This is a genomic window from Stenotrophomonas sp. AC248, assembly GCF_979258185.1.
This window is the reverse complement of record NZ_OZ409840.1, coordinates 1008492-1028186: the sequence shown is the minus strand read 5'-3', so window position 1 is coordinate 1028186 and position 19695 is coordinate 1008492. Positions and strand designations below refer to the sequence as shown.

Below are 19695 nucleotides of genomic sequence, written 5' to 3'. Positions count from 1 at the left end.
TTACACCCCCATGTAACGGCCCGGGCGGTGGTTGAACATCAGCACCAGGCTGAGCACCACCGCACCGATCGCCGAGTACATCACCTGCGACGGGGACAGCACGAAGAACGCCACGCACATCAGCAGGGTATCGAAGGACATCTGCACCTTGCCGGCGCTCCAGCCGCGGGTGCGCTGCAGGTACACCGCCAGGATGCCGATGCCGCCCAGGCTGGCGCGGTGGCGGATGTAGAACAGGATGCCGAGGCCGGCCAGCGCGCCGCCCACCAGGGCCGAATACAGCGGGGCGATATGGGCGAAATCGGCCCAGCGCGGCAGCAGGTCGGTGAGCGCGCCGCACGCGGTGACCGCCGCGAACGTCTTCAGGGTGAACTCCCAGCCCATCCGCCGCACGGCCACCCAGTAAAACGGCAGGTTGACCAGCACGAACACCAGGCCGAAGTTCCAGTCGAAGGCGTAGTGCGCCAGGAAGGCCAGCCCGGCCATGCCGCCGATCATCAGCCCACCCTTGGCGAAGATGGCCAGGCCCAGCGAGGCCACCAACGTGGCCAGGATCATGCCCTGCACGTCCTCGGCCACCGAATGGCGCAGCGCTTTTTCATCGGCGACGGTGCCGGCACTGTCCGGCGGCGGGGTCAGCGGGCCAGCGGTGACCAGGTGGCCGTCAGCGTCGTCGCACGGCGCGGGGCCATGGGAATCAAGGGACATGGGGGTGGGGGCTGTGCGTGGGGAGCGGTATTAGACACGATCAGCGTGACAGTTGCAGGTGAAATGATTCAGACAGCCATCCAGCTGCTGCCCGGACCTGCGGCGCTCGGCGGCTCCAGCCTGAAAACCGCCTGGCCCAGGCGCTGGCGCACCACGAACACGCCCTGCTCCCACGCCGAGCGCTTGAACCAGTCGCGCTGGTCCAGCGCGGCCGGGCTGCGCATCGGGTGGCAGGCGATGAGCGCCCCGCCACGGTCCAGCACGCGTGCCTGCCAACGCTCGCCGAACCCGGCCCCCAGGCCGCGGTAGACCCGGACCCAACCGGCCCGGCCGGGCAGCGCCCGCCCCAGCCGTGCCACCTCGTCCTCGCGCTGGAAGCCCTGTGCGCGCACCGCAGCGGCAGCCGCCCGCCACGGGCCGGGATCGGCCCCCACGCGGTCGATCAGCGCCAGCCCGTGCTGTTCGATCAACGCCAGTACCGCGCGCTCGCGGGTTGCGGGGTCGCTGCCGGCGTAGGCAGCGAAATCGAACGGGTCCACGCACACCACGCTGGCCCCGGGAAAACGCTGGTAGCGCGGTTCATCGCCGGGCGGACCGCATTGCAGGGTCAGCAGGCTGGCGCCATCGAGTACGTAGTCGCGCGGCAACGCCGCCATGAAGAGCGCGGCCACATGGTAGGCGTCCGCGCGAAACGGAACGCCGTCGAGCACGCGCCCGGCGTGGGTGCCGTCGGGGCTGGATTCCACGCGTAGTTCGGTGAAGCGGGGCATCGCGGCGTGACTCCTGTCGGCGGCAAGGCCGCACAGCATGCCACTGTCACGCGGGCCGCTGCGCTCAACCGACCCGTGCAGCGGCCAGGTGATGGGCCACCAGCGCGTTGGCGTGGCCATGGCCCAGGCCGTGCTCGGTCTTCAGGAAGGCCACCAGCTCCATGTGCTTGAGCCCGCCTTGGGCCACCAGCAGCGCCAGCCAGTGGCCGACCGGCTGGCCGTAGGTCTTTTCGATGGACGGGAAGTACGACGCCGGGCCTTTCAGGGTGGGGGTATCGCTCATGGCGGATGCCTCGCAGGGGTGGCGCGCCGCCGGAATGGCGGGGCTCGTTGTGTATGACGTGGCGGGGGGCGCGAAATCGACACGGGCTTTCATGCCCGCTGAACACCCCGCTGCCGCAGCATGCCAGGGCACCTCCGCACCCTCCCCTCGTCCTTTGCAGGAGTCCGCGTCATGCCCTACCTGACCACCGCCGACAACACCCGGATCTTCTACAAGGACTGGGGCCAGGGCCAGCCCATCGTGTTCCACCACGGCTGGCCGCTCACTGCCGATGACTGGGACACCCAGCTGCAGTTCTTCCTGCTGCAGGGCTACCGGGTCATCGCGCACGACCGCCGTGGCCATGGCCGGTCCTCGCAGACCAGCGGCGGCCACGAGATGGACACCTACGTGGCGGACGTCAACGCGCTGGCCGACCACCTGGACCTGCGCGATGCGGTGCACGTGGGTCATTCCACCGGTGGCGGCGAAGTGGCGCACTACGTGGCCCAGGCGAAACCTGGCCGGGTGGCCAAGGCGGTGTTGATCGGCGCGGTGCCGCCGATCATGGTGCAGAGCGAGCGCAACCCGGGCGGAACGCCGAAGGCGGTGTTCGACGGCTTCCGCCAGCAGCTGGCTGCAGGCCGCGCCAACTTCTACCGCGAGGTGCCCATTCCGTTTTACGGTTTCAACCGCGACGGTGCGCCGGTCCAGCAGGGGGTGGTCGACAACTGGTGGCGCCAGGGGATGATGGGGGCGATCAACGCGCACTACGACTGCATCAAGGCGTTTTCGGAAACCGACTTCACCGAGGATCTGAAGAAGATCGATGTGCCGGTGCTGGTGATGCATGGCGATGACGACCAGATCGTGCCGATCGCCGATTCGGCCGAGCTTGCGATCAAACTGCTCAGGCATGGCACGTTGAAGGTCTACCCGGGGTATCCGCACGGCATGTGCACCACGCATGCCGAGGTGATCAACCGGGATCTTCTGGCGTTTATCCGGGGATGAGGGGCGTACCGACCAACGGTCGGTACCTACCCGGGGTGGTTGGGTGATCGGGGTACCGACCAACGGTCGGTACGTACCGGGGTGATTGGATGATCGGGGTATCGACCAACGGTCGGTACCTACCCCGGGATGGCGGGGTGATCGGCGTGCCGATCACGGGGCCGGTAGCGCACGACCGTTGGTCGTGCGTGCGCCTTGCAGGTATCAGCGCGCGACCAGCTTCTGTCGCGCGGCGTTGTAGCGGTCGCCGACGATGGCGATGCTGTCCAGCGCTACGCCGATCTGCTGCAGATCGTCGGTGCTGAGCTGCAGCGCGACGGCGCCGAGGTTTTCCTGCAGGCGGTGCAGTTTCGTGGTGCCCGGAATCGGCACGATCCACGGCTTGCGCGCCAGCAGCCAGGCCAGTGCAACCTGGGCAGGCGTTGCACCCTTGGCGGCGGCAATCGCACGGATCCGATCTACCAGCACCTGGTTGGCCTGGCGCGCGTCGGCGGCGAAGCGCGGCACGCTGTTGCGGAAGTCGTCGGCGGCGAACGCGGTGTCGGCGTTGATCGCGCCGGTCAGGAAGCCCTTGCCGAGCGGACTGAACGGTACAAAGCCGATGCCCAGTTCCTCCAGTACCGGCAGCACGCTCTGCTCCGGTTCGCGCCACCACAGCGAGTACTCGCTCTGCAGGGCGGCCACCGGCTGCACCGCGTGCGCGCGGCGGATGGTATCGGCACCGGCCTCGGACAGCCCGAAGTGCTTCACCTTGCCTTCGGCGATCAGGTCCTTGACCGTGCCGGCCACGTCTTCGATCGGCACGTTCGGGTCCACCCGGTGCTGGTAGAACAGGTCGATGCGGTCGGTCTGCAGCCGCTGCAGGCTGGCCTCGGCTACCGCACGGATGCGTTCGGGGCGGCTGTCCAGCCCGGCATCGGCGTGGCCGTCCTTGAACCCGAACTTGGTGGCGATCACCACCTGGTCGCGATACGGCGCCAATGCCTGGCCGAGCAGTTCCTCGTTGCGGAACGGACCGTACACCTCGGCGGTATCGAAGAAGGTCACGCCCTGTGCCACGGCCGCGTGCAGCAGGGCGGTGGCGGTACCGTTGTCGGTGGCCGGGCCGTAGCCGAAGCTCAGGCCCATGCACCCCAGGCCCAGCGCGGAAACGCGCAGGCCGCTGTTGCCCAGTTCTCGTGTCTGCATGGTGGTGCTCCTGCCGGCGGGGTCGGCGTTGATGGGGGATGCCCATCTTGAACCGCCCGACGGCAGGAAATGAACCGGCGTGATCGCTGGTGGTAATGAAACAGGCTCATCAATCCAGCGCTATGCCCGTGCCTGCCTCAGCGCTCCGTATCCGGCAGTGACAGCCCGAACAGCACCAGCAGCAGGAACCCCGCCCCGAACAGCAGCAACAGGATGTGCCACACCCCGAAACGGTCCATGCGCTGCATGTCCACGCCTTCCTCGCGGTGGTAGCGCCGCAGCAGGCTGTTGATCGGCAGAATGGGCACGAAGGTCAACAACGACACCAGCCCCATGCCGCCCGGCAGGCGTCCGCCCAGGTTGAGCAGGAAGTACACGGCCGCCAGCAGGCCCGGCGCGAAGGCCAGTTCGCGGCGGCGGCTGACGGCGATGTCACGCAGGTCGCTGAAGCACAGGAATGACCACAGCGGGGCGAACAGGGCCCGTGCCCAGGGCCACTGGGTGCCGCCGGTTTCGCGCTTGATCGCCCGCCAGTTCTGCCAGAACCAGTACAACGGGTACAGCCCGAGCGTCACCAGCGACAGCGAGGCCAGTTTCAGCGTGGGCGGTGAGTAGTACGCGGCAGCGACCACATCGCGCGTGGCGATGCGGGGTGCCGGGGTAAACGGTGGTGCTGCGACCGGCAGAGTTGCCGGCGCACGGTAAGGATCGTCCACTTCCATATGCGGATCACCTGTAATGCATCTACCGGCGAGGTGCCGGCGCCCCCTGTATCCCGGGAACCCGGGACGGCGCGACTATCGCAGAGCGCCGGGGGTTTTTCCAGATCCCCCGCGGCCCGGCGCGCCAAGGCTGCCGGGGCACGGGCGCGCGTCGTGCGCGCCCGGTGCGGTCAGCGGACCTCGGAGATCTCCACCCCGTCCAGGCCCTGCGACAGCGTGCGTGCGTCGCCGCCCTGCGACAGCTTGATGCGCAGGCGCACTTCGTTCTGCGAATCGGCGTAGCGCAGCGCGTCTTCGTAGCTGATCTCACCGGCCTGGTACAGCTCGAACAGGCTCTGGTCGAAGGTGCGCATGCCCAGCTGCACCGACTCCTTCATCACTTCCTTGAGCTTGTGGATCTCGCCATCGCGGATGTAGTCCTGCACCAGCGGCGTGCCCAGCATGATCTCCATCGCCACCTTGCGCGACTTGCCATCCGGCGAGGGAATCAGCTGCTGCGCCACCACGCCCTTGAGGTTCAGCGACAGGTCCATCAGCAACTGGTTGCGGCGGTCTTCGGGGAAGAAGTTGATGATGCGGTCCATCGCCTGGTTGGCGTTGTTGGCGTGCAGCGTGCACAGCACCAGGTGGCCGGTTTCGGCGAAGGCGATGGCGTGGTCCATGCCCTCGCGGGTACGCACCTCGCCGATCATGATCACGTCCGGTGCCTGGCGCAGGGTGTTCTTCAGCGCCGCTTCCCAGCTGTCGGTATCGATGCCCACTTCACGCTGGGTGATGATGCAGCCCTCGTGCTTGTGCACGAATTCGATCGGGTCTTCGATGGTGATGATGTGCCCGGTCGAGTTGTGGTTGCGGTAGCCGATCATCGCCGCCAGCGAGGTCGATTTACCGGTACCGGTAGCGCCCACGAACAGGATGATGCCGCGCTTGGTCATCGCCAGCGTCTTGATGATCGGCGGCAGGCTCAGCTCTTCCACGGTGGGAATGCGCGTCTCGATGCGACGCAGCACCATGCCCACCTGGTTGCGCTGGTAGAAGCAGCTCACGCGGAACCGGCCGACGCCGGACAGGCCGATGGCGAAGTTGCACTCGTGGGTCTTTTCGAACTCTTCGCGCTGCGCCGGCGTCATCACGTTGAGCACCAGGTCGCGGCTCTGCTGTGGCGTGAGCGGGGTCTGGGTGATCGGCGAGATCTTGCCGTTGACCTTGATCGCCGGCGGCATGCCCGCGGTGATGAACAGGTCCGACGCCTTCTGGTGCGCCATCAGCTTGAGGAACGAGGTGAAGTCGATGGTCGTGGTGGTGGTGTTCATTGCGGTGTGCTCCGAAGATTGCCGGGAGCCGGCCAGCGGCCGGCGATGCAGGACGCCGGGCAGCGCCCGGCTCTACCATCATTCGAAGATCCGCTTGTCCTTGGCGTACTCGCGCGCCTGGTTGCGGGTGATCAGGCTGCGCTTGACCAGGTCCTGCAGGTGCTGGTCCAGAGTCATCATGCCCATCTGCTGGCCGGTCTGGATGGCCGAGTACATCTGCGCCACCTTGTCCTCGCGGATCAGGTTGCGGATGGCCGGGGTGCCCACCATGATTTCCCATGCAGCGGTACGCCCGCCACCGACCTTCTTCAACAGGGCCTGGGAGATCACCGCACGCAGCGACTCGGACAGCATCGAGCGCACCATCGGCTTCTCGCCGGCGGGGAACACGTCGATGATGCGGTCGATGGTCTTGGCCGCCGAACTGGTATGCAGCGTGCCGAACACCAGATGGCCGGTTTCCGCGGCGGTCAGCGCCAGGCGGATGGTTTCCAGGTCGCGCAATTCGCCGACCAGGATGATGTCCGGGTCTTCACGCAGGGCCGAGCGCAGCGCTTCGTTGAAGCCGTGCGTATCGCGGTGCACTTCGCGCTGGTTGATCAGGCACTTCTGCGAGGTGTGCACGAATTCGATCGGATCCTCGACGGTGAGGATGTGGCCGTATTCGTTCTTGTTGATGTGGTCGATCATCGCCGCCAGCGTGGTCGACTTGCCCGAACCGGTCGGGCCGGTGACCAGGATCAGGCCCTGCGGCTGGTCGATCAGCTCGCGGAAGATCGGCGGCACGGCCAGGTCTTCCAGGGTCAACACTTCCGAGGGAATGGTACGGAACACCGCACCGGCACCCCGGTTCTGGTTGAACGCATTGACGCGGAAACGCGCCAGCGATGGAATCTCGAACGAGAAGTCGACCTCGAGGAATTCCTCGTAATCGCGGCGCTGCTTGTCCGACATGATGTCGTACACAAGCGCATGCACCTGCTTGTGGTCCAAAGCCGGAATGTTGATGCGACGGACATCGCCGTCCACGCGGATCATCGGCGGCAAGCCGGCCGACAGATGAAGATCCGACGCTTTGTTCTTTACGGAAAACGCCAACAGTTCGGCGATATCCATGCGCTGCTACTCCCCATGACTGCTGCGACTGGAAGGTTCTTTCCCCGGGCGGCAGTATAGCGTTCCTGATCTACCGGAAAACGCCCGTGTCCGCGCTGCCCCTGTCCACGATATTGCTGAACCTGCGCAACGCGGCTGCCGCCGCCGGGCGGCCAGACCCGGTGCTGTTGGCGGTCTCCAAGACCCAGCCGGCCGAGGCGGTGGCGGCACTGGCCGCCCAGGGCCAACGTGCATTCGGCGAAAACTACGTGCAGGAGGCCGTGGCCAAGATCGACGCACTGGCGGCGCTGGGGCTGGAATGGCACCTGATCGGCCACCTGCAGTCCAACAAGGCCGAGCTGGCCGCACAGCGCTTCGACTGGGTGCAGAGCGTGGACCGGCCCAAGCTGGTGGCGGCGTTGGCCGCGCACCGGCCGGCGGCGCTGGCCCCGTTGAACGTGCTCATCCAGGTCAACATCGACGACGAGGACAGCAAGCATGGCTGCGCCCCCGAGGACGTGCCTGCGCTGGCCGCTGCCATCGAGGCCGCGCCACGCCTGCAGCTGCGCGGGCTGATGGCCATTCCCGCCCCGTGGCCCCAGGCCGAGCGCCGCCAGCAGGCGTTCGCGCGCATGCGCGCCCTGTTGGACACACTGGCCGCGACGCATCCGCAGGTGGACACACTGTCGATGGGCATGAGCAGCGACTACGCCGAGGCCATCGCCCAGGGCGCCACCCTGGTGCGGATCGGCACCGCCCTGTTCGGCGCGCGCCCGCGCCCGGCCTGACTCCCTTTCATACGCACTACCCGGAGATTGCATGAGCGCCATCACACTTACCTTCATCGGCGGCGGCAACATGGCCCGCAGCCTGATCGCCGGGCTGGTCCGCCAGGGCGTTGCGCCCGCGCATATCCACGTGGCCGAGCCGGTCACCGCGCTGCGCGAACAGCTGACCGCCGACTTCGGCGTGAAGACCTACGCCAGTGCCACCGAAGCGGCCGCCCAGGGCGAGGTGTGGGTGCTGGCGGTGAAACCGCAGGTGCTGCGCGATGTGTGCGCGTCGCTCGTGCCCTTGGCCGGTGCCCGGCAGCCGCTGGTGGTGTCCATCGCCGCCGGCATCACCAGTGCGCAGCTGGAACGCTGGCTGGGCGGCAGCGCGGCGGTGGTGCGGGCGATGCCCAACACCCCTGCCCTGCTCGGCGCGGGGGTGACCGGGTTGTATGCCACCGCCACGGTGAGCGATGCCCAGCGGACCCAGGCCGATACCGTGCTGGCCAGCGCCGGGCGCACCGTGTGGATCGACGACGAAGCCCGCATGGATGCGGTGACCGCGGTGTCCGGCAGTGGCCCGGCGTATGTGTTCCTGCTGGCCGAAGCGATGGAAGCCGCCGCGGTGGCCCAGGGCCTGCCGGCCGAGGCAGCACGCACGCTGGTGGTGCAGACCCTGCTGGGCGCCAGCCGCATGCTCGACGAATCCGGCGACGCCCCGGCCGAACTGCGCCGCCGGGTGACCTCGCCCAACGGCACCACCCAGGCGGCGATTGAATCCTTCCAGGCCGACGGTTTCGAGGCCATCGTCGCGCGCGCGATCGACGCAGCGACCCGGCGCGGCCAGGCGCTGTCGGCCGCGAACGACTGAGACACCGACGGCCGATTGATCCCGATGCCCCGCCCCTCTCCGGGACGGTAGAGCCACCCCATGGGTGGCTGAAGGAAACCCCGATCGCAAGGTAGAGCCACCCCATGGGTGGCTGACGGAAACCGTGATCGCACGACAGCCACCCATGGGGTGGCTCTACCGGTCCAGCTCGACAGCCAACCATGGGGTGGCTCTACCGGGTCATCCGGTCCAGCAGAAAATCCACGAAGCTGGACAACTTCGGCCGCGGGCGGCGATCCGGCAGGTACACCAGGTGCAGCGGACGCGGTTCGGGCAGGTAGTCGGCCAGCACCGGCTGCAGGCGTCCGCTGGCGATGTCGTCGGCCAGCAGCACCGCCGGCTGCAGGATCAGCCCGGCCCCGGCCAAGGCGGCACGGCGCAGGCCATCACCGTCGTTGCACAGCAGCCGCGAATGCTCCGACCAGTCCTGCTCGGGATGCCCGCGCAGACGCCAGCCATGGCCCCCGCGCCAGGCCACGTGGGTCAGGCAGTCGTGATCGCGCAGCTCGCCGGGATGCTGCGGAATGCCCTTGCGCTGCAGGTAGGCCGGCGCGGCGCAGATCTGCATCGCGTACGGCGGCAACGGCCGCGCCACCCATTCGGCCGAGCCGATCCGCCCCATCCGCACCACCGCGTCGAACTGCTCCTCGATCAGGTCCACCCGGCGGTTGCTCAGGTCCAGCTCCACCGTTACCTGCGGGTAGGCGGCCAGGTACTGCGCCACCAGCGGGGCCAGCACGCAGCTGCCCCAGGTGACCGGCGCGCTGATCCGCAGCAGCCCCTGGGGCTGGGCCTGAAGGCCGGCCACGCTGGCGTTCGCCTGCTGCACCTGTTCCAGCACACTGCGGCAGCCGGCCAGGTAGTTGCGCCCGGCATCGGTGAGGCTCTGCCGGCGCGTGTTCCGCTGCAGCAGGCGCACGCCCAGGTGCGTTTCCAGCTGCTGGATGTACTTGCCCACCATCACCGACGACACCGCCATGTGCTCGGCGGCGGCATTGAAGCTGCCGTGTTCGACCACGGCCACGAAGGCCTGCATGCAGCGCAAGGTATCCATTGGTAACCACTGGTTTGCAATCTGCAAAGCATACGCCGGTTACCGAACTGCCGCCGCGGGCGCAGACTGGCTGCACGTCCTTTCTGGAGCCTCCCGCATGAAGATTCTTCTCGTCGGTGCCAGCGGCACCCTTGGCCAGGCCGTCGCCGCGACCCTGGGCACCCATCACCAGCTGATCCGCGCCGGCCGCCATGGCGGTGACGTGCAGGTGGACCTCACCGACGATGCCAGCGTGCAGGCCCTGTTCGCCCAGGTCGGCACGGTGGACGCGGTGGTGGCCACCACCGGCAAGCTGCATTTCGGCCCGCTGGGGTCCATGACGCCGGCGCAGTTCAACGTGGGTTTGCAGGACAAGCTGCTGGGCCAGGTACGGCTGGCGCTGGCGGCCCAGCACCACCTCACGGCCGGCGGCTCGATCACCCTCACCAGCGGCATCGTCAGCGCCCAGCCGATCCGCGACGGTGCCAATGCCACCGCGGTGAACGCCGCGCTGGAGGGCTTCGCGCGTGGCGCCGCCTGCGAACTGCTGCCGCGCGGGCTGCGCATCAACGTGGTCAGCCCGAACGTGCTGGTCGAATCCCTGGCCGACTACGGCGCCTACTTCCCCGGCTTTGAAGCGGTCACCGCCCAGCGCGCGTCGCTGGCCTACCAGCGCAGCGTGGAAGGCGTGCAGAGCGGGCAGGTGTTCAACGTATGGTGAGGTGTGGCCGTGGGCGGACGATGCGTATCGACCAACGGTCGATACCTACCGGCGTCAACGACCGAACGTTGATGAAACGGCAACGACCGAACGAAACGGTAGCTACCGACCGTTGGTCGGCAGAACGGTAGTGCCGGCCGCTGGCCGGCTCCCCGCGGTGCCAGCCGCACGCCCTGTAAGCCCCCTCACCCCCACCGCTGCGGTCCATCGCCCTGGTCGCCCAGCGCATCGCCCGGGTTGGCCAGCCTGCAGCGCTTCAACGACAGGCAGCCGCAGCCGATGCAGTCGGTCAGCTGGTTGCGCAGCAACAACAACTGCTCGATGCGCTGGTCCAGCTCGCTGCGCCACAACGCCGACATCCGCGCCCACTCGGCCTTGGTCGGCGTCTTGTTCTCCGGCAACGCCGCAAAGGCGGTCGCCACCGCTTCCAGCGGCATGCCCACGCGCTGGGCCACGCGGATCACCGCGAGCCGGCGCAGCACATCGCGCGCGAACCGGCGCTGGTTGCCGGCGGTGCGCAGACTGCGGATCAGCCCCTTGCGTTCATAGAAGTGCAGCGCCGACACCGCCACCCCGCTGCGTTTGGCCACTTCACCCACACTCAGTTCCTGCGCGATCACTGCTTGACCTCAACCATGGTTCAGGTGGCATCCTGCGTGACGCGGGGATGCGCTGCAAGCACACCCTGCCCGTCCGCTGCCTGGTATCCCGCATGTCTTCCGATGTAACCGCCGCCGCCGCCGCCGCGGCCCCTGCCGACGTGCCAACGCCGTCGATCCTGTCGCCCCGCTACCGCGCCACCACCATCGGCATGGTCGCGCTGGTCTCGTTGTATGGCTTCGAAGCGCTGGCCGTGGCCGCCGCCATGCCCACGGTGGCCCACGAACTGGACGGCCTGCGCCTGTACGCGCTGGCCTTTGGCGGGACCCTGGCCACCAGCGTGATCGGCATGACCCTGGCGGGGCGCTGGAGCGATCGGCTGGGGCCGGCGCGGCCGCTGTGGCTGGGCCTGGGCTGCTTCATCGCCGGGCTGCTGCTGGCCGGTTTCGCCCACACCATGCCGCAGCTGGTGCTGGGCCGGCTGCTGCAGGGGCTGGGGGCCGGTGCGGTCTCGGTGTCGCTGTATGTGATGGTCGGGCGCACCTTTCCCGAGGCGATGCGGCCGCGTGTTTTTGCCGCGTTCTCGGCCGGCTGGGTGGTGCCGTCGCTGATCGGGCCTGGCATCAGCGGGCTGATCGTGCAGCACCTGGGCTGGCGCTGGGTGTTCCTGATCGTGCCCCTGCTGGCGGTGCCGGCCGCCCTGCTGCTGCGCCCCGCCCTGCGCGACGTGGGCGCGCCGCCGCCGTCGGCACGCAACGATGACCGCGTCATCCGCTGGGCGATCGGGGCCGCCGCCGGGGCCTTGCTGCTGTACATCGGCGGCCAGCAACAGGGCTGGACCGCGTTGGCGATGCTGGCACCGGCACTGGCGCTGTTGGCGCTGTGCAGCTGGAAGCTGCTGCCCACCGGCACGCTGCGGTTGCGCCGGGGGCTGCCCAGCGTGATTGCGCTGCGTGGCATCGCTGCGTCGGCCTTCTTCGGCTGCGAAGCCTTCCTGCCGCTGCTGCTGCAGCGCGAACGCGGGCTGAGCCCGCTGCTGGCCGGGGTGGCGCTGAGCCTGGGCGCGCTGGGCTGGTTCAGCGGCTCCTGGCTGCAGGGCCACCAGCAACGCGGCTGGACGCGCCAGCAGTTGCTCATCGTCGGCGCGCTGCTGATGTGCGTGGGCATCGTGGCCACGTCGCTGGCGATCCAACCGGCCACGCCGTTGTGGTTCGCGCTGGCCGGCTGGACCCTTACCGGCTTTGGCATGGGCCTGATCTACCCGGCGCTGTCGGTGCTGACCCTGTCGCTGTCGCCGCCCGCGCAACAGGGCGCCAACACCTCGGCGCTGCAGCTGAGCGAAGCGCTGGGCGTGGCCACCACGCTGGCGATCTCCGGTTCGTTGTTCGCGCTGTTTCTGCAGGGCAACGTGATGCTGGGCTACCTGCTCACCTACGCCATCATGCTGGTACTGGCCGTGGCCAGCGTAGTCGTCGCCCGGCGGATCTGAACACCGCACGCGCGTAGAGCCGGGCTCTGCCCGGCTGGACCGTGGAGCCGGGCTCTGCCCGGCTGTCTTTCACCGCGAAGGGCAGCGGGGCAGAGCCCCGCTCTACGAGCGACCGCACAGTGCCGGTCGGCCCGGTTCGACGATGAATGCACATTGCCGATCGATCCGTTCGCCGCTGAATGCACATCCCCAAACGCGCCCGTTTCCCGCCGGGCGCGTTTCAGCAGGCCGGTCCCCGCTTCAGGGGTGCGTGTCGCCCACTTCCTTCAGGTCTTCGCGCAGGATGCGACGGATTTCCAGCACGGCCTGCGGGGTTTCCTGCACGCTGTGCCCGGAGATGATCACCTTCTCCGACACCGCCCCGTCCAGGTGCGCGCTCCAGTACGGCACCAGGCCATCGTCGGACTGCTGCAGCGGCACGTCGGGTTTGCGCTGGGCAATGATCGAGTGGTACTTCAGCCCCGGCATGATCGGCAACGCGCCGGCCGCCTTCACGAACGGATCGCTGGCCTTGAGGTTGTCGATGCTGTTGGGAATCTGCAGTTTGGTCGGCTGCGCTGACTGGCTTTCCGACTGCTGCAGGGTCTGGAACACGTCATCGAACTTGCCCAGGATCGTGATCGGCAGGCGCACCAGGCGCCCGATCAGCCGCCCCAGCCGGTTGCCGGCGATGTCGGTGCCCTTGTGCGGGGCGGCGATGAAGATCGCGCGCTCCACATTCGCCTCGGCGTTGAAATGCAGCAGCGGTCCCAGCTTGGCCTGCACCCGTTTCAGGCGCTCGCCCTTGAGGTCGTAGTTGGCCAGCAGGTCGTTCCACAGCACGTCACCGGAGGACGTCACCAGCAGCCGGGCCAGCACGCCGCCCATGCTGTGGCCGATGAACACCATGTCCTTCGACGCCGGGCTGCTGCCGGTCGGGTCGAAGTGCTTGAGCGTGTTGTCGAACGCCGCGTCGATCTCGAACCGGTTCAACGCAATCGGCGCGTTGGTCGGGTAATACACCTGCCACACCTGGAAGTGCCTGCGCAGCTCGGGATCGCCCATGATCTCGTTGGCCACGTTCACCCACGCCTCCGGGCTGCTGCCCAGGCCGTGCAGCATGAAGATGATGCGGCGGTTGGGGTCCCACGGCTGCATCAGGTACATGTGCGGTTCGCCGATGCCCTCGCTCAGCCCGAACAGCGTGCGCAGCGACTGCGTGGCAAACCCCGACTGCGCCAGCCACATGCCGTAGGCGGCGGTGAAGTTGCCGGCCAGCGGCACCTTCTCGCCGTGCAGGTCCACGCTTTCGGTGGACTCGGGCGAATACACATCGAACAGCACCTGGGTGGTGTCGAGCACCTGCTGCAGGCTGTCGCCCTTGAAGCGCAGCAGCGCGGTGGCGTTGATCGCCGACATCTCGCTGTACTGCGGAATCTCCGCCTTGGTGCCGTCGGCGGCGGCAATCAGTTTGGGCGGGTCCATCACCACCACCAGCTCGGCGCCGAAGCCATCACGCCGGTAGGTGCTGCGCAGGCCGGCAAAGCTCACCGACGAAGCCGACACCATGCGGGTGGGAATGCTGGGCATGCGCAGTTCATCGAAGTCAGACGTCAGCGTCCAGCGCTCGCCCGCCACCGGGGCGTTGTAGTCCTCGCCCTCCAGCGCACTCTCGCGTGCGCGCTTGAACACCACCGCTGCGGTCTGCTCGGCGGCGTAGTTGTAGTAGTCGCGCACCTGGGTCTGGCGGTCTTCGAAGGCACGGTCCGACGGCGTGCGCCCGCTGAAGAACAGGTAGGCATAGGCGTAACGCGCCGCTTCCAGCCATGCATCCAGCGCCGCATCGCTCATCGGATGCTTGTCGCGGTCCTTCGGCTTGGGGCTCAGCCCCAGCGCGGTTTTCACCCACAGCTCCGACAGCGCCGACAGACGCTGTTCTTCCGGCAGTACCGCGGTGTCTACCAGGGTCTTCTGGCAGGTGACCACGTCCTTGGCGCACAGGTCCTCGTCCAGCCCGACCACGCTCAGGGTTTCCTGCGACGCCGCACTGAGCTTGCCCGAGGTGAGCACGTCGCCGCGCTTGTTGGCCAGGTAGTCGGTGGGCGCGACCTGCTTCATGGTGACCATGGCGCAGCCGCTGGACAGCAGCAGCGACAGCACCACCGCCAGCAGCGGCAGCAGGCGGCGGGAGAACGCGTGGGGCGAGGTCATGGTGCGGTTCCTTGGTGCATGCCCGGCACGCCCTGGCGGATCAACTGCGAGAACGCCGGGTCGTTGCCGGCGGCGCGGGCGCGGTCGGTGATGCGGCCCCGCGCCTTCAGCGTGGCAAAGTCCACGCCGGGGGTGAGCACGCCCAGGTCGCGGGCGTATTCGGCGAAATAGCCCGACACCAGCAGCCGGTAGTCCAGCGGCAGGCCGGGGGCGATCTGCTTGGCCAGCTCATAGACGATGGTGGTGCAGTTGCTGGTCAGGGTGTTGTAGAACGCCGGGGCCGCGTCCAGCTTGCGCGCCTCGCCCAGGTAGGACACGAACAGGCCCTTGAGCTGCTCACGGGTCATGCCCTGCAGGCGGTACAGGTACACGTCTTCGCCCCGCACGTTGCTGCGCACGCGGATGATGTCGGTCTCTTCGGCCGCCACCAGGGTCATTTCGAATTTGCGGAAGAACCCGCCCAGCGCCGAGAACGACTCGCCGCGCTCCTTGCGGATCTCCAGCGAGAACACCAGTTGGCGACCGTCGGCGAAGCCGAAGGAGATCAGCGTGTGGGCGATCATCGGCCCCATCCAGTACGACATCACCAGGTCGGCCGAGCGCAGCTGGTCCAGGTCATAGCTGCGGCGCACCCAGTGCACGTCGTGGTCGTCCTCGCTGCGCCAGGTGAAGGCGCGTACGTTGTCGAGCACCACGTGGGTGCCGTCAAATTCGACCACCTTCAGCCGTTGCGCCACGTCGTCGGCCCACACCCGGTCCTGGCGCGGGGTAAGCAGCAGCCACCAGACGCCGCACAGCACCAGCGCGCCCACGTACACCGCACCCGGCCAGCGCCCTGCCCGCGCACGCGCCACGCCCACCGCCGTGGTCAGCGCAAAGCCCGCCCACGCCGCGATGGCCACCCAGCGCAGCCAGCCCGGTCCGGGCAGCTGGTAGGCCAACAGGCCGGTCACCCACAGCGCTGCGACCAGCATCAACAGCGCCAGCCCCCATCGTCCTGCCTTCTTCACGCGTCGGTCCATCGTTGGTTCGGGGGCGCTAGTTAGCCACAACCGCGGTGTGGGTTACATGTCCGCGTGTTCAGCTTGGGCCGGCGGCATACTGGCGGCGTCCCCATTGCGCACAGGAGGCGCTTGCGATGCCCGGTATTCATTCCATCGGCGGGGTGCCGATCCAGCGCCACCACCTGGCCCGTTGCCACTGCGGCGCGGTGGTCCTGCGCCTGCACCTGCCCGACGGCGTGCTGTCGCCGCGGCGGTGCGACTGCTCGCTGTGCCGGCGCAAGGGCGCCATCGTCGGGTCGGTGAAGCTGGCCGACCTGGAGGTCATCGAAGGCAAGCACGCGCTGCGGCTGTACCAGTTCAACACGCACGTGGCCAAGCACTGGTTCTGCGGCACCTGCGGCATCTACACCCACCACCAGCGGCGCTCATCGCCGGACGAGTACGGCTACAACCTGGGCTGCCTGGACGGGATCAATCCGTATGCGCTGGGCGAGGTGCCGGTGAACGACGGGGTCAACCACCCTGCCGACCGGCCGCCGGCTCAGTGACTGCGTCGCCGCGCCGGGGTACCCACTTTCTGCCAGGGCGCCATGCGGGTGCGGCCCGCGCGTGCAGGCCGCTTCAGCAGCAGTCTGCGCTGGGCGGCATCGGGCAACGGCGGGGGCGTAGCGGCCTCAGGGGCCGGGCGTGCGGGCCAGAGTCGGTCAAGCAACCACATGGCATGTCTCCGTGGGGGACGGGGACGTGTCACGTTACCGGCGCCCCGGCATAGGCCAGGTGAGGTCGGCACGACAGCCATGTGACGGCCGCGCCGCGCCGGTTACGCGGTCGGCACGGGCCTGCCCAGCCGCCGCACCAGCACGAAGAACAGCGGCACCAGCACGATCGCCAGCAGCGTGCCCGACAGCATGCCGCCAATCACGCTCATGCCGATCTCGCGGCGGCTGACCGCACCGGCGCCGGTGGCCAGGGCCAGCGGAATGACGCCGGCAATGAACGCCAGCGAGGTCATCACGATCGGACGCAGGCGCAGGCGCGCGCCCTGCAGCGCCGCGTCCACCGCCGAACTGCCGGCGCGGTACCGGGCCTCGGCAAATTCCACGATCAGGATGGCGTTCTTGGCCGACAACCCGATCGTGGTGAGCAGGCCCACCTGGAAGTAAATGTCATTGACGAACCCGGCCGCCGTGGTGGCCAGCACGGTACCCAGCACGCCCAACGGAATCACCAGCAGCACGGCCACCGGCACCGTCCAGCTCTCGTAGAGTGCAGCCAGGCACAGGAAGATGAAGGCGATCGACGCCGCATACAGCCACAGCGTCTGGTTGCTCGACAGCTGTTCCTGGTAGGACAGCCCGCTCCATTGCAGCTCGAAACCGGGTTCGGCGGCCACCAGCGCCTGCATGCGCTGCATCGCCTCGCCGGAACTGCGTCCTTCTGCGGCGCTGCCTTGGATTTCCATCGCCGGCAGGCCGTTGAAGCGCTGCTGCAGCTGCGGGCCGCGCGCCCAGTGGCTGCTGGCGAAACTGGCGAACGACGCCATCTGCCCGTCACTGCCGCGCACGTACCACTGGCCGATGTCGTCGGGCACGCTGCGGTAGGGCTGATCGCCCTGCAGGTAGACGCGTTTGACCCGGCCACGGTCGAGGAAGTCGTTGACGTAGGTACCGCCCCAGGCCGCGGCCAGGGTGCTGTTGATGTCGGCCTGCGCCAGCCCCAGCGCACTGGCCTGGGCGTGGTCGATATCCAGGTGCAGTTCGGCCTTGTCGCCCAGCCCGTTCAAGCGCACCGAGCTGAGCCCGTCGTCCTGGTTGGCCGCGCCCACCACCCGCTGCTGCGCGGCCTGCAACGCAGCGCGCCCGGCGGCGCTGCTGTCCTGCAGCCACAGTTCGAAACCGCTGGACTGGCCCAGCCCACGCACTGCCGGCGGGGCCAGCACGTTGACCTTGGCATCGGCCAGCCCGCGGAAATGCGCGTTGGCCCGCGCGATGATCGCCGCGGCGGTGTTGTCACCATCGCGCTCGCCCCACGGCTTGAGCGCCAGGAAGCCCTGCCCGGCATTCTGCCCGGTGCCGGCATTGTTGCGCCCCACCACCACGAACGCCGCTTCCAGGTTCTGCTTTTCGTTCTGCTGGAAGTACTGGCTGATCTGCGCGCCCAGCGCCTCGGTGCGCGCCATCGGCGTGCCTTCCGGGGTGGAAAACTGGAACATCACCTGGCCCTGGTCTTCCACCGGCAGGAAGCCGGTGGGCATGCGTGCGTACAGGGCCACCATGGCCACGATCACCAACACGTAAAACGCCATCCAGCGCTTGGGCGCGGCCACCACACCGCCCAGCCGCCGCCGGTAACCGTCCTGGCTGCGCTCCACGCCGCGGTTGAACCACGCAAAGAAACGGCCCGGCGGTTTCTGTGCCGCCGATGGTTTGAGCAGCGTGGCGCACAGCGCAGGCGTCAAGGTCAGCGCGACCAGCGCCGACAGCGCCATCGCCGAGGCAATGGTGATCGAGAACTGCCGGTAGATGATGCCGGTGGAACCGCCGAACAACGCCATCGGCAGGAACACCGCCCCCAGCACCACGGTGATGCCGACCAGCGCGCCGGTGATCTCGCCCATGGATTTTTCGGTGGCTTCGCGCGGCGGCAGGTGTTCCTCGTGGATGATGCGCTCCACGTTCTCCACCACCACGATGGCATCGTCCACCAGCAAGCCGATCGCCAGCACCATCGCAAACAGGGTGAGCGTGTTGATGGTGAAGCCAGCCACCGCCAGCACGCCGAACGTGCCCAGCAGCACCACCGGCACGGTGATCGCCGGAATCAGCGTGGCACGCACGTTCTGCAGGAACAGGAACATCACGATCACCACCAGCACGATGGCCTCGATGAGCGTGTGGATCACTCCCTCGATGGAGACCCGCACGAACGGCGTGCTGTCGCGCGGGTAGGCCACTTGCACCCCGGGCGGGAAGCCCGGGCGCAGTTTCTCGAGGGTGGCGCGTACCGCGTCGGCGGTTTCCAGCGCGTTCGCACCGGAGGCCAGCGTCACCGAGAAGCCCGCCGCCGGGTAGCCGTTGAGGTAGCTGCTGGTCTGGTAATTCTCCGCACCGATCTCCACCCGCGCCACGTCGGCCAGGTGCACCGCCGCGCCACTGGGCAGCGTGCGCAGGATGATCGCGCGGAACTGTTCGGGGGTCTGCAACCGCGACTGCGCGGTGACCGTGGCCGTGAGGCCCTGCGTGGGCGCGGCCGGCAACGCCCCCAGTTCACCGGCGGTCACCTGCGTGTTCTGCGCTTCGATGGCGCTGCGCACATCGGCGGGCATCAGGTTGAAGGCACGCAGCTTGTGCGGGTCCAGCCAGATGCGCATGGCGTACTGCGCACCGAACACGTTGATCTCGCCCACGCCCGGAATGCGGCTGATCGGGTCCTGCACGTTACTGACCAGGAAGTCGGATACGTCCACGCGTTCCATGCGCCGGCTGGTGTCGTACAGCGACACCACCATCAACGCATCGCCCTGCGACTTGGCCACCGTCACGCCCTGCTGCTGCACTTCCTGCGGCAGCCGGTTGATGGCCTGGTTGACGCTGTTCTGCACCTGCACCTGGGCGATGTCCGGATTGGCGCGCTGGTCGAAGGTGACCGTGATGCGCGCCTGGCCCGAGGACGAACTGGTGGAGGAAAAATACAGCAGGTGGTCGATGCCCTTGATCTGCTGTTCGATCACCTGGGTGACGCTGTCTTCCACGGTCTGCGCCGAGGCGCCGGTGTAGTTGGCGGTGATGTTGACCTGCGGCGGGGCGATGTCCGGATACTGCTCCACGGGTAGCTGGGTCACTGCAATCGCGCCGAGCGCCATGATGCAGATCGCCAGCACCCAGGCGAACACCGGGCGATGGATGAAGAAGCGCGGCAGCATGC

General features: G+C 68.1%; 18 protein-coding genes. 6 read left to right on the top strand and 12 right to left on the bottom strand.

Annotation, left to right across the window (positions count from 1 at the left end; genetic code table 11):
* From ACZ0AE_RS04730 to ACZ0AE_RS04720, 3 genes are all read right to left on the bottom strand, one after another.
* Nucleotides 1-708, bottom strand: a complete 708-nt coding sequence (locus ACZ0AE_RS04730; protein WP_038690005.1) for a YitT family protein — start codon at nucleotides 706-708, stop codon at nucleotides 1-3.
* Nucleotides 709-776: 68 nt separating this feature from the next.
* The gene (locus tag ACZ0AE_RS04725; RefSeq protein ID WP_463600491.1) at nucleotides 777-1478 is read right to left on the bottom strand and encodes a hypothetical protein; all 702 of its coding nucleotides are present in this window, start codon (nucleotides 1476-1478) and stop codon (nucleotides 777-779) included.
* Nucleotides 1479-1542: 64 nt separating this feature from the next.
* A complete protein-coding gene (locus tag ACZ0AE_RS04720; RefSeq protein ID WP_038690009.1) occupies nucleotides 1543-1761 on the bottom strand; it encodes a DUF4287 domain-containing protein in 219 nt (72 codons plus the stop codon).
* Nucleotides 1762-1932: 171 nt separating this feature from the next.
* Here ACZ0AE_RS04720 and ACZ0AE_RS04715 point away from each other — a divergent pair, with 171 nt between their 5' ends.
* Entirely contained in the window at nucleotides 1933-2754 is an 822-nt protein-coding gene (locus ACZ0AE_RS04715) for an alpha/beta fold hydrolase (RefSeq protein WP_463600490.1), read from the top strand.
* 204 nt (nucleotides 2755-2958) lie between these two features.
* Here ACZ0AE_RS04715 and ACZ0AE_RS04710 read toward each other — a convergent pair whose 3' ends face one another.
* The 4 genes from ACZ0AE_RS04710 to ACZ0AE_RS04695 all read right to left on the bottom strand — a co-directional run bounded on the left by ACZ0AE_RS04710 (nucleotide 2959) and on the right by ACZ0AE_RS04695 (nucleotide 7093).
* Entirely contained in the window at nucleotides 2959-3942 is a 984-nt protein-coding gene (locus ACZ0AE_RS04710; protein WP_463600489.1) for an aldo/keto reductase, read from the bottom strand.
* 137 nt (nucleotides 3943-4079) lie between these two features.
* Nucleotides 4080-4658, bottom strand: coding sequence for a hypothetical protein (locus ACZ0AE_RS04705; RefSeq protein ID WP_448133148.1), 579 nt, complete (start codon nucleotides 4656-4658; stop codon nucleotides 4080-4082).
* A gap of 176 nt (nucleotides 4659-4834) precedes the next feature.
* On the bottom strand, nucleotides 4835-5977 hold the full coding sequence (locus ACZ0AE_RS04700; RefSeq protein WP_038690016.1) for a PilT/PilU family type 4a pilus ATPase: 1143 nt from the start codon (nucleotides 5975-5977) through the stop codon (nucleotides 4835-4837).
* A gap of 78 nt (nucleotides 5978-6055) precedes the next feature.
* Complete coding sequence (locus tag ACZ0AE_RS04695) at nucleotides 6056-7093, bottom strand: type IV pilus twitching motility protein PilT (RefSeq protein WP_038690018.1); 1038 nt, start codon at nucleotides 7091-7093, stop codon at nucleotides 6056-6058.
* Nucleotides 7094-7179: 86 nt separating this feature from the next.
* Between ACZ0AE_RS04695 and ACZ0AE_RS04690 the strand changes: the two genes are divergently transcribed.
* Entirely contained in the window at nucleotides 7180-7860 is a 681-nt protein-coding gene (locus ACZ0AE_RS04690) for a YggS family pyridoxal phosphate-dependent enzyme (RefSeq protein ID WP_463600488.1), read from the top strand.
* A gap of 31 nt (nucleotides 7861-7891) precedes the next feature.
* Nucleotides 7892-8713: a pyrroline-5-carboxylate reductase gene (proC, locus tag ACZ0AE_RS04685; protein WP_463600487.1), complete on the top strand. Its 822-nt coding sequence runs from the start codon at nucleotides 7892-7894 to the stop codon at nucleotides 8711-8713.
* A 193-nt stretch (nucleotides 8714-8906) separates the two neighbouring features.
* On the opposite strand, the gene ACZ0AE_RS04680 is transcribed toward proC, so the two are convergent.
* Complete coding sequence (locus tag ACZ0AE_RS04680) at nucleotides 8907-9788, bottom strand: LysR family transcriptional regulator (protein ID WP_038690022.1); 882 nt, start codon at nucleotides 9786-9788, stop codon at nucleotides 8907-8909.
* On the opposite strand from ACZ0AE_RS04680, the gene ACZ0AE_RS04675 reads away from it, so the two are divergent.
* A complete protein-coding gene (locus tag ACZ0AE_RS04675) occupies nucleotides 9679-10488 on the top strand; it encodes a short chain dehydrogenase (protein WP_447592274.1) in 810 nt (269 codons plus the stop codon). The two genes, ACZ0AE_RS04680 and ACZ0AE_RS04675, sit on opposite strands and share 110 nt — an antisense overlap.
* A gap of 185 nt (nucleotides 10489-10673) precedes the next feature.
* Here the strand turns inward: ACZ0AE_RS04675 and soxR are convergent, their stop codons facing one another.
* Nucleotides 10674-11108 carry a redox-sensitive transcriptional activator SoxR gene (gene soxR / locus ACZ0AE_RS04670; protein WP_181393942.1) on the bottom strand — a complete coding sequence of 145 codons (435 nt, stop codon included), beginning with the start codon at nucleotides 11106-11108 and terminating at the stop codon, nucleotides 10674-10676.
* Between the two features lie 92 nt (nucleotides 11109-11200).
* Here soxR and ACZ0AE_RS04665 point away from each other — a divergent pair, with 92 nt between their 5' ends.
* A complete protein-coding gene (locus ACZ0AE_RS04665; protein ID WP_463600486.1) occupies nucleotides 11201-12577 on the top strand; it encodes an MFS transporter in 1377 nt (458 codons plus the stop codon).
* Nucleotides 12578-12817: 240 nt separating this feature from the next.
* Here ACZ0AE_RS04665 and ACZ0AE_RS04660 read toward each other — a convergent pair whose 3' ends face one another.
* Together ACZ0AE_RS04660 and ACZ0AE_RS04655 are read right to left on the bottom strand one after the other, a co-directional pair.
* Complete coding sequence (locus ACZ0AE_RS04660) at nucleotides 12818-14767, bottom strand: esterase/lipase family protein (RefSeq protein WP_463600485.1); 1950 nt, start codon at nucleotides 14765-14767, stop codon at nucleotides 12818-12820.
* Entirely contained in the window at nucleotides 14764-15741 is a 978-nt protein-coding gene (locus tag ACZ0AE_RS04655) for an Lnb N-terminal periplasmic domain-containing protein (RefSeq protein WP_038690028.1), read from the bottom strand. Before ACZ0AE_RS04655 ends, ACZ0AE_RS04660 begins: the two co-directional genes overlap by 4 nt.
* A 164-nt stretch (nucleotides 15742-15905) precedes the next feature.
* On the opposite strand from ACZ0AE_RS04655, the gene ACZ0AE_RS04650 reads away from it, so the two are divergent.
* Nucleotides 15906-16319, top strand: coding sequence for a GFA family protein (locus ACZ0AE_RS04650; protein WP_038690030.1), 414 nt, complete (start codon nucleotides 15906-15908; stop codon nucleotides 16317-16319).
* A 272-nt stretch (nucleotides 16320-16591) separates the two neighbouring features.
* On the opposite strand, the gene ACZ0AE_RS04645 is transcribed toward ACZ0AE_RS04650, so the two are convergent.
* Nucleotides 16592-19693 carry an efflux RND transporter permease subunit gene (locus tag ACZ0AE_RS04645; protein WP_463600484.1) on the bottom strand — a complete coding sequence of 1034 codons (3102 nt, stop codon included), beginning with the start codon at nucleotides 19691-19693 and terminating at the stop codon, nucleotides 16592-16594.
* Between the last annotated feature and the right edge of the window lie 2 nt (nucleotides 19694-19695).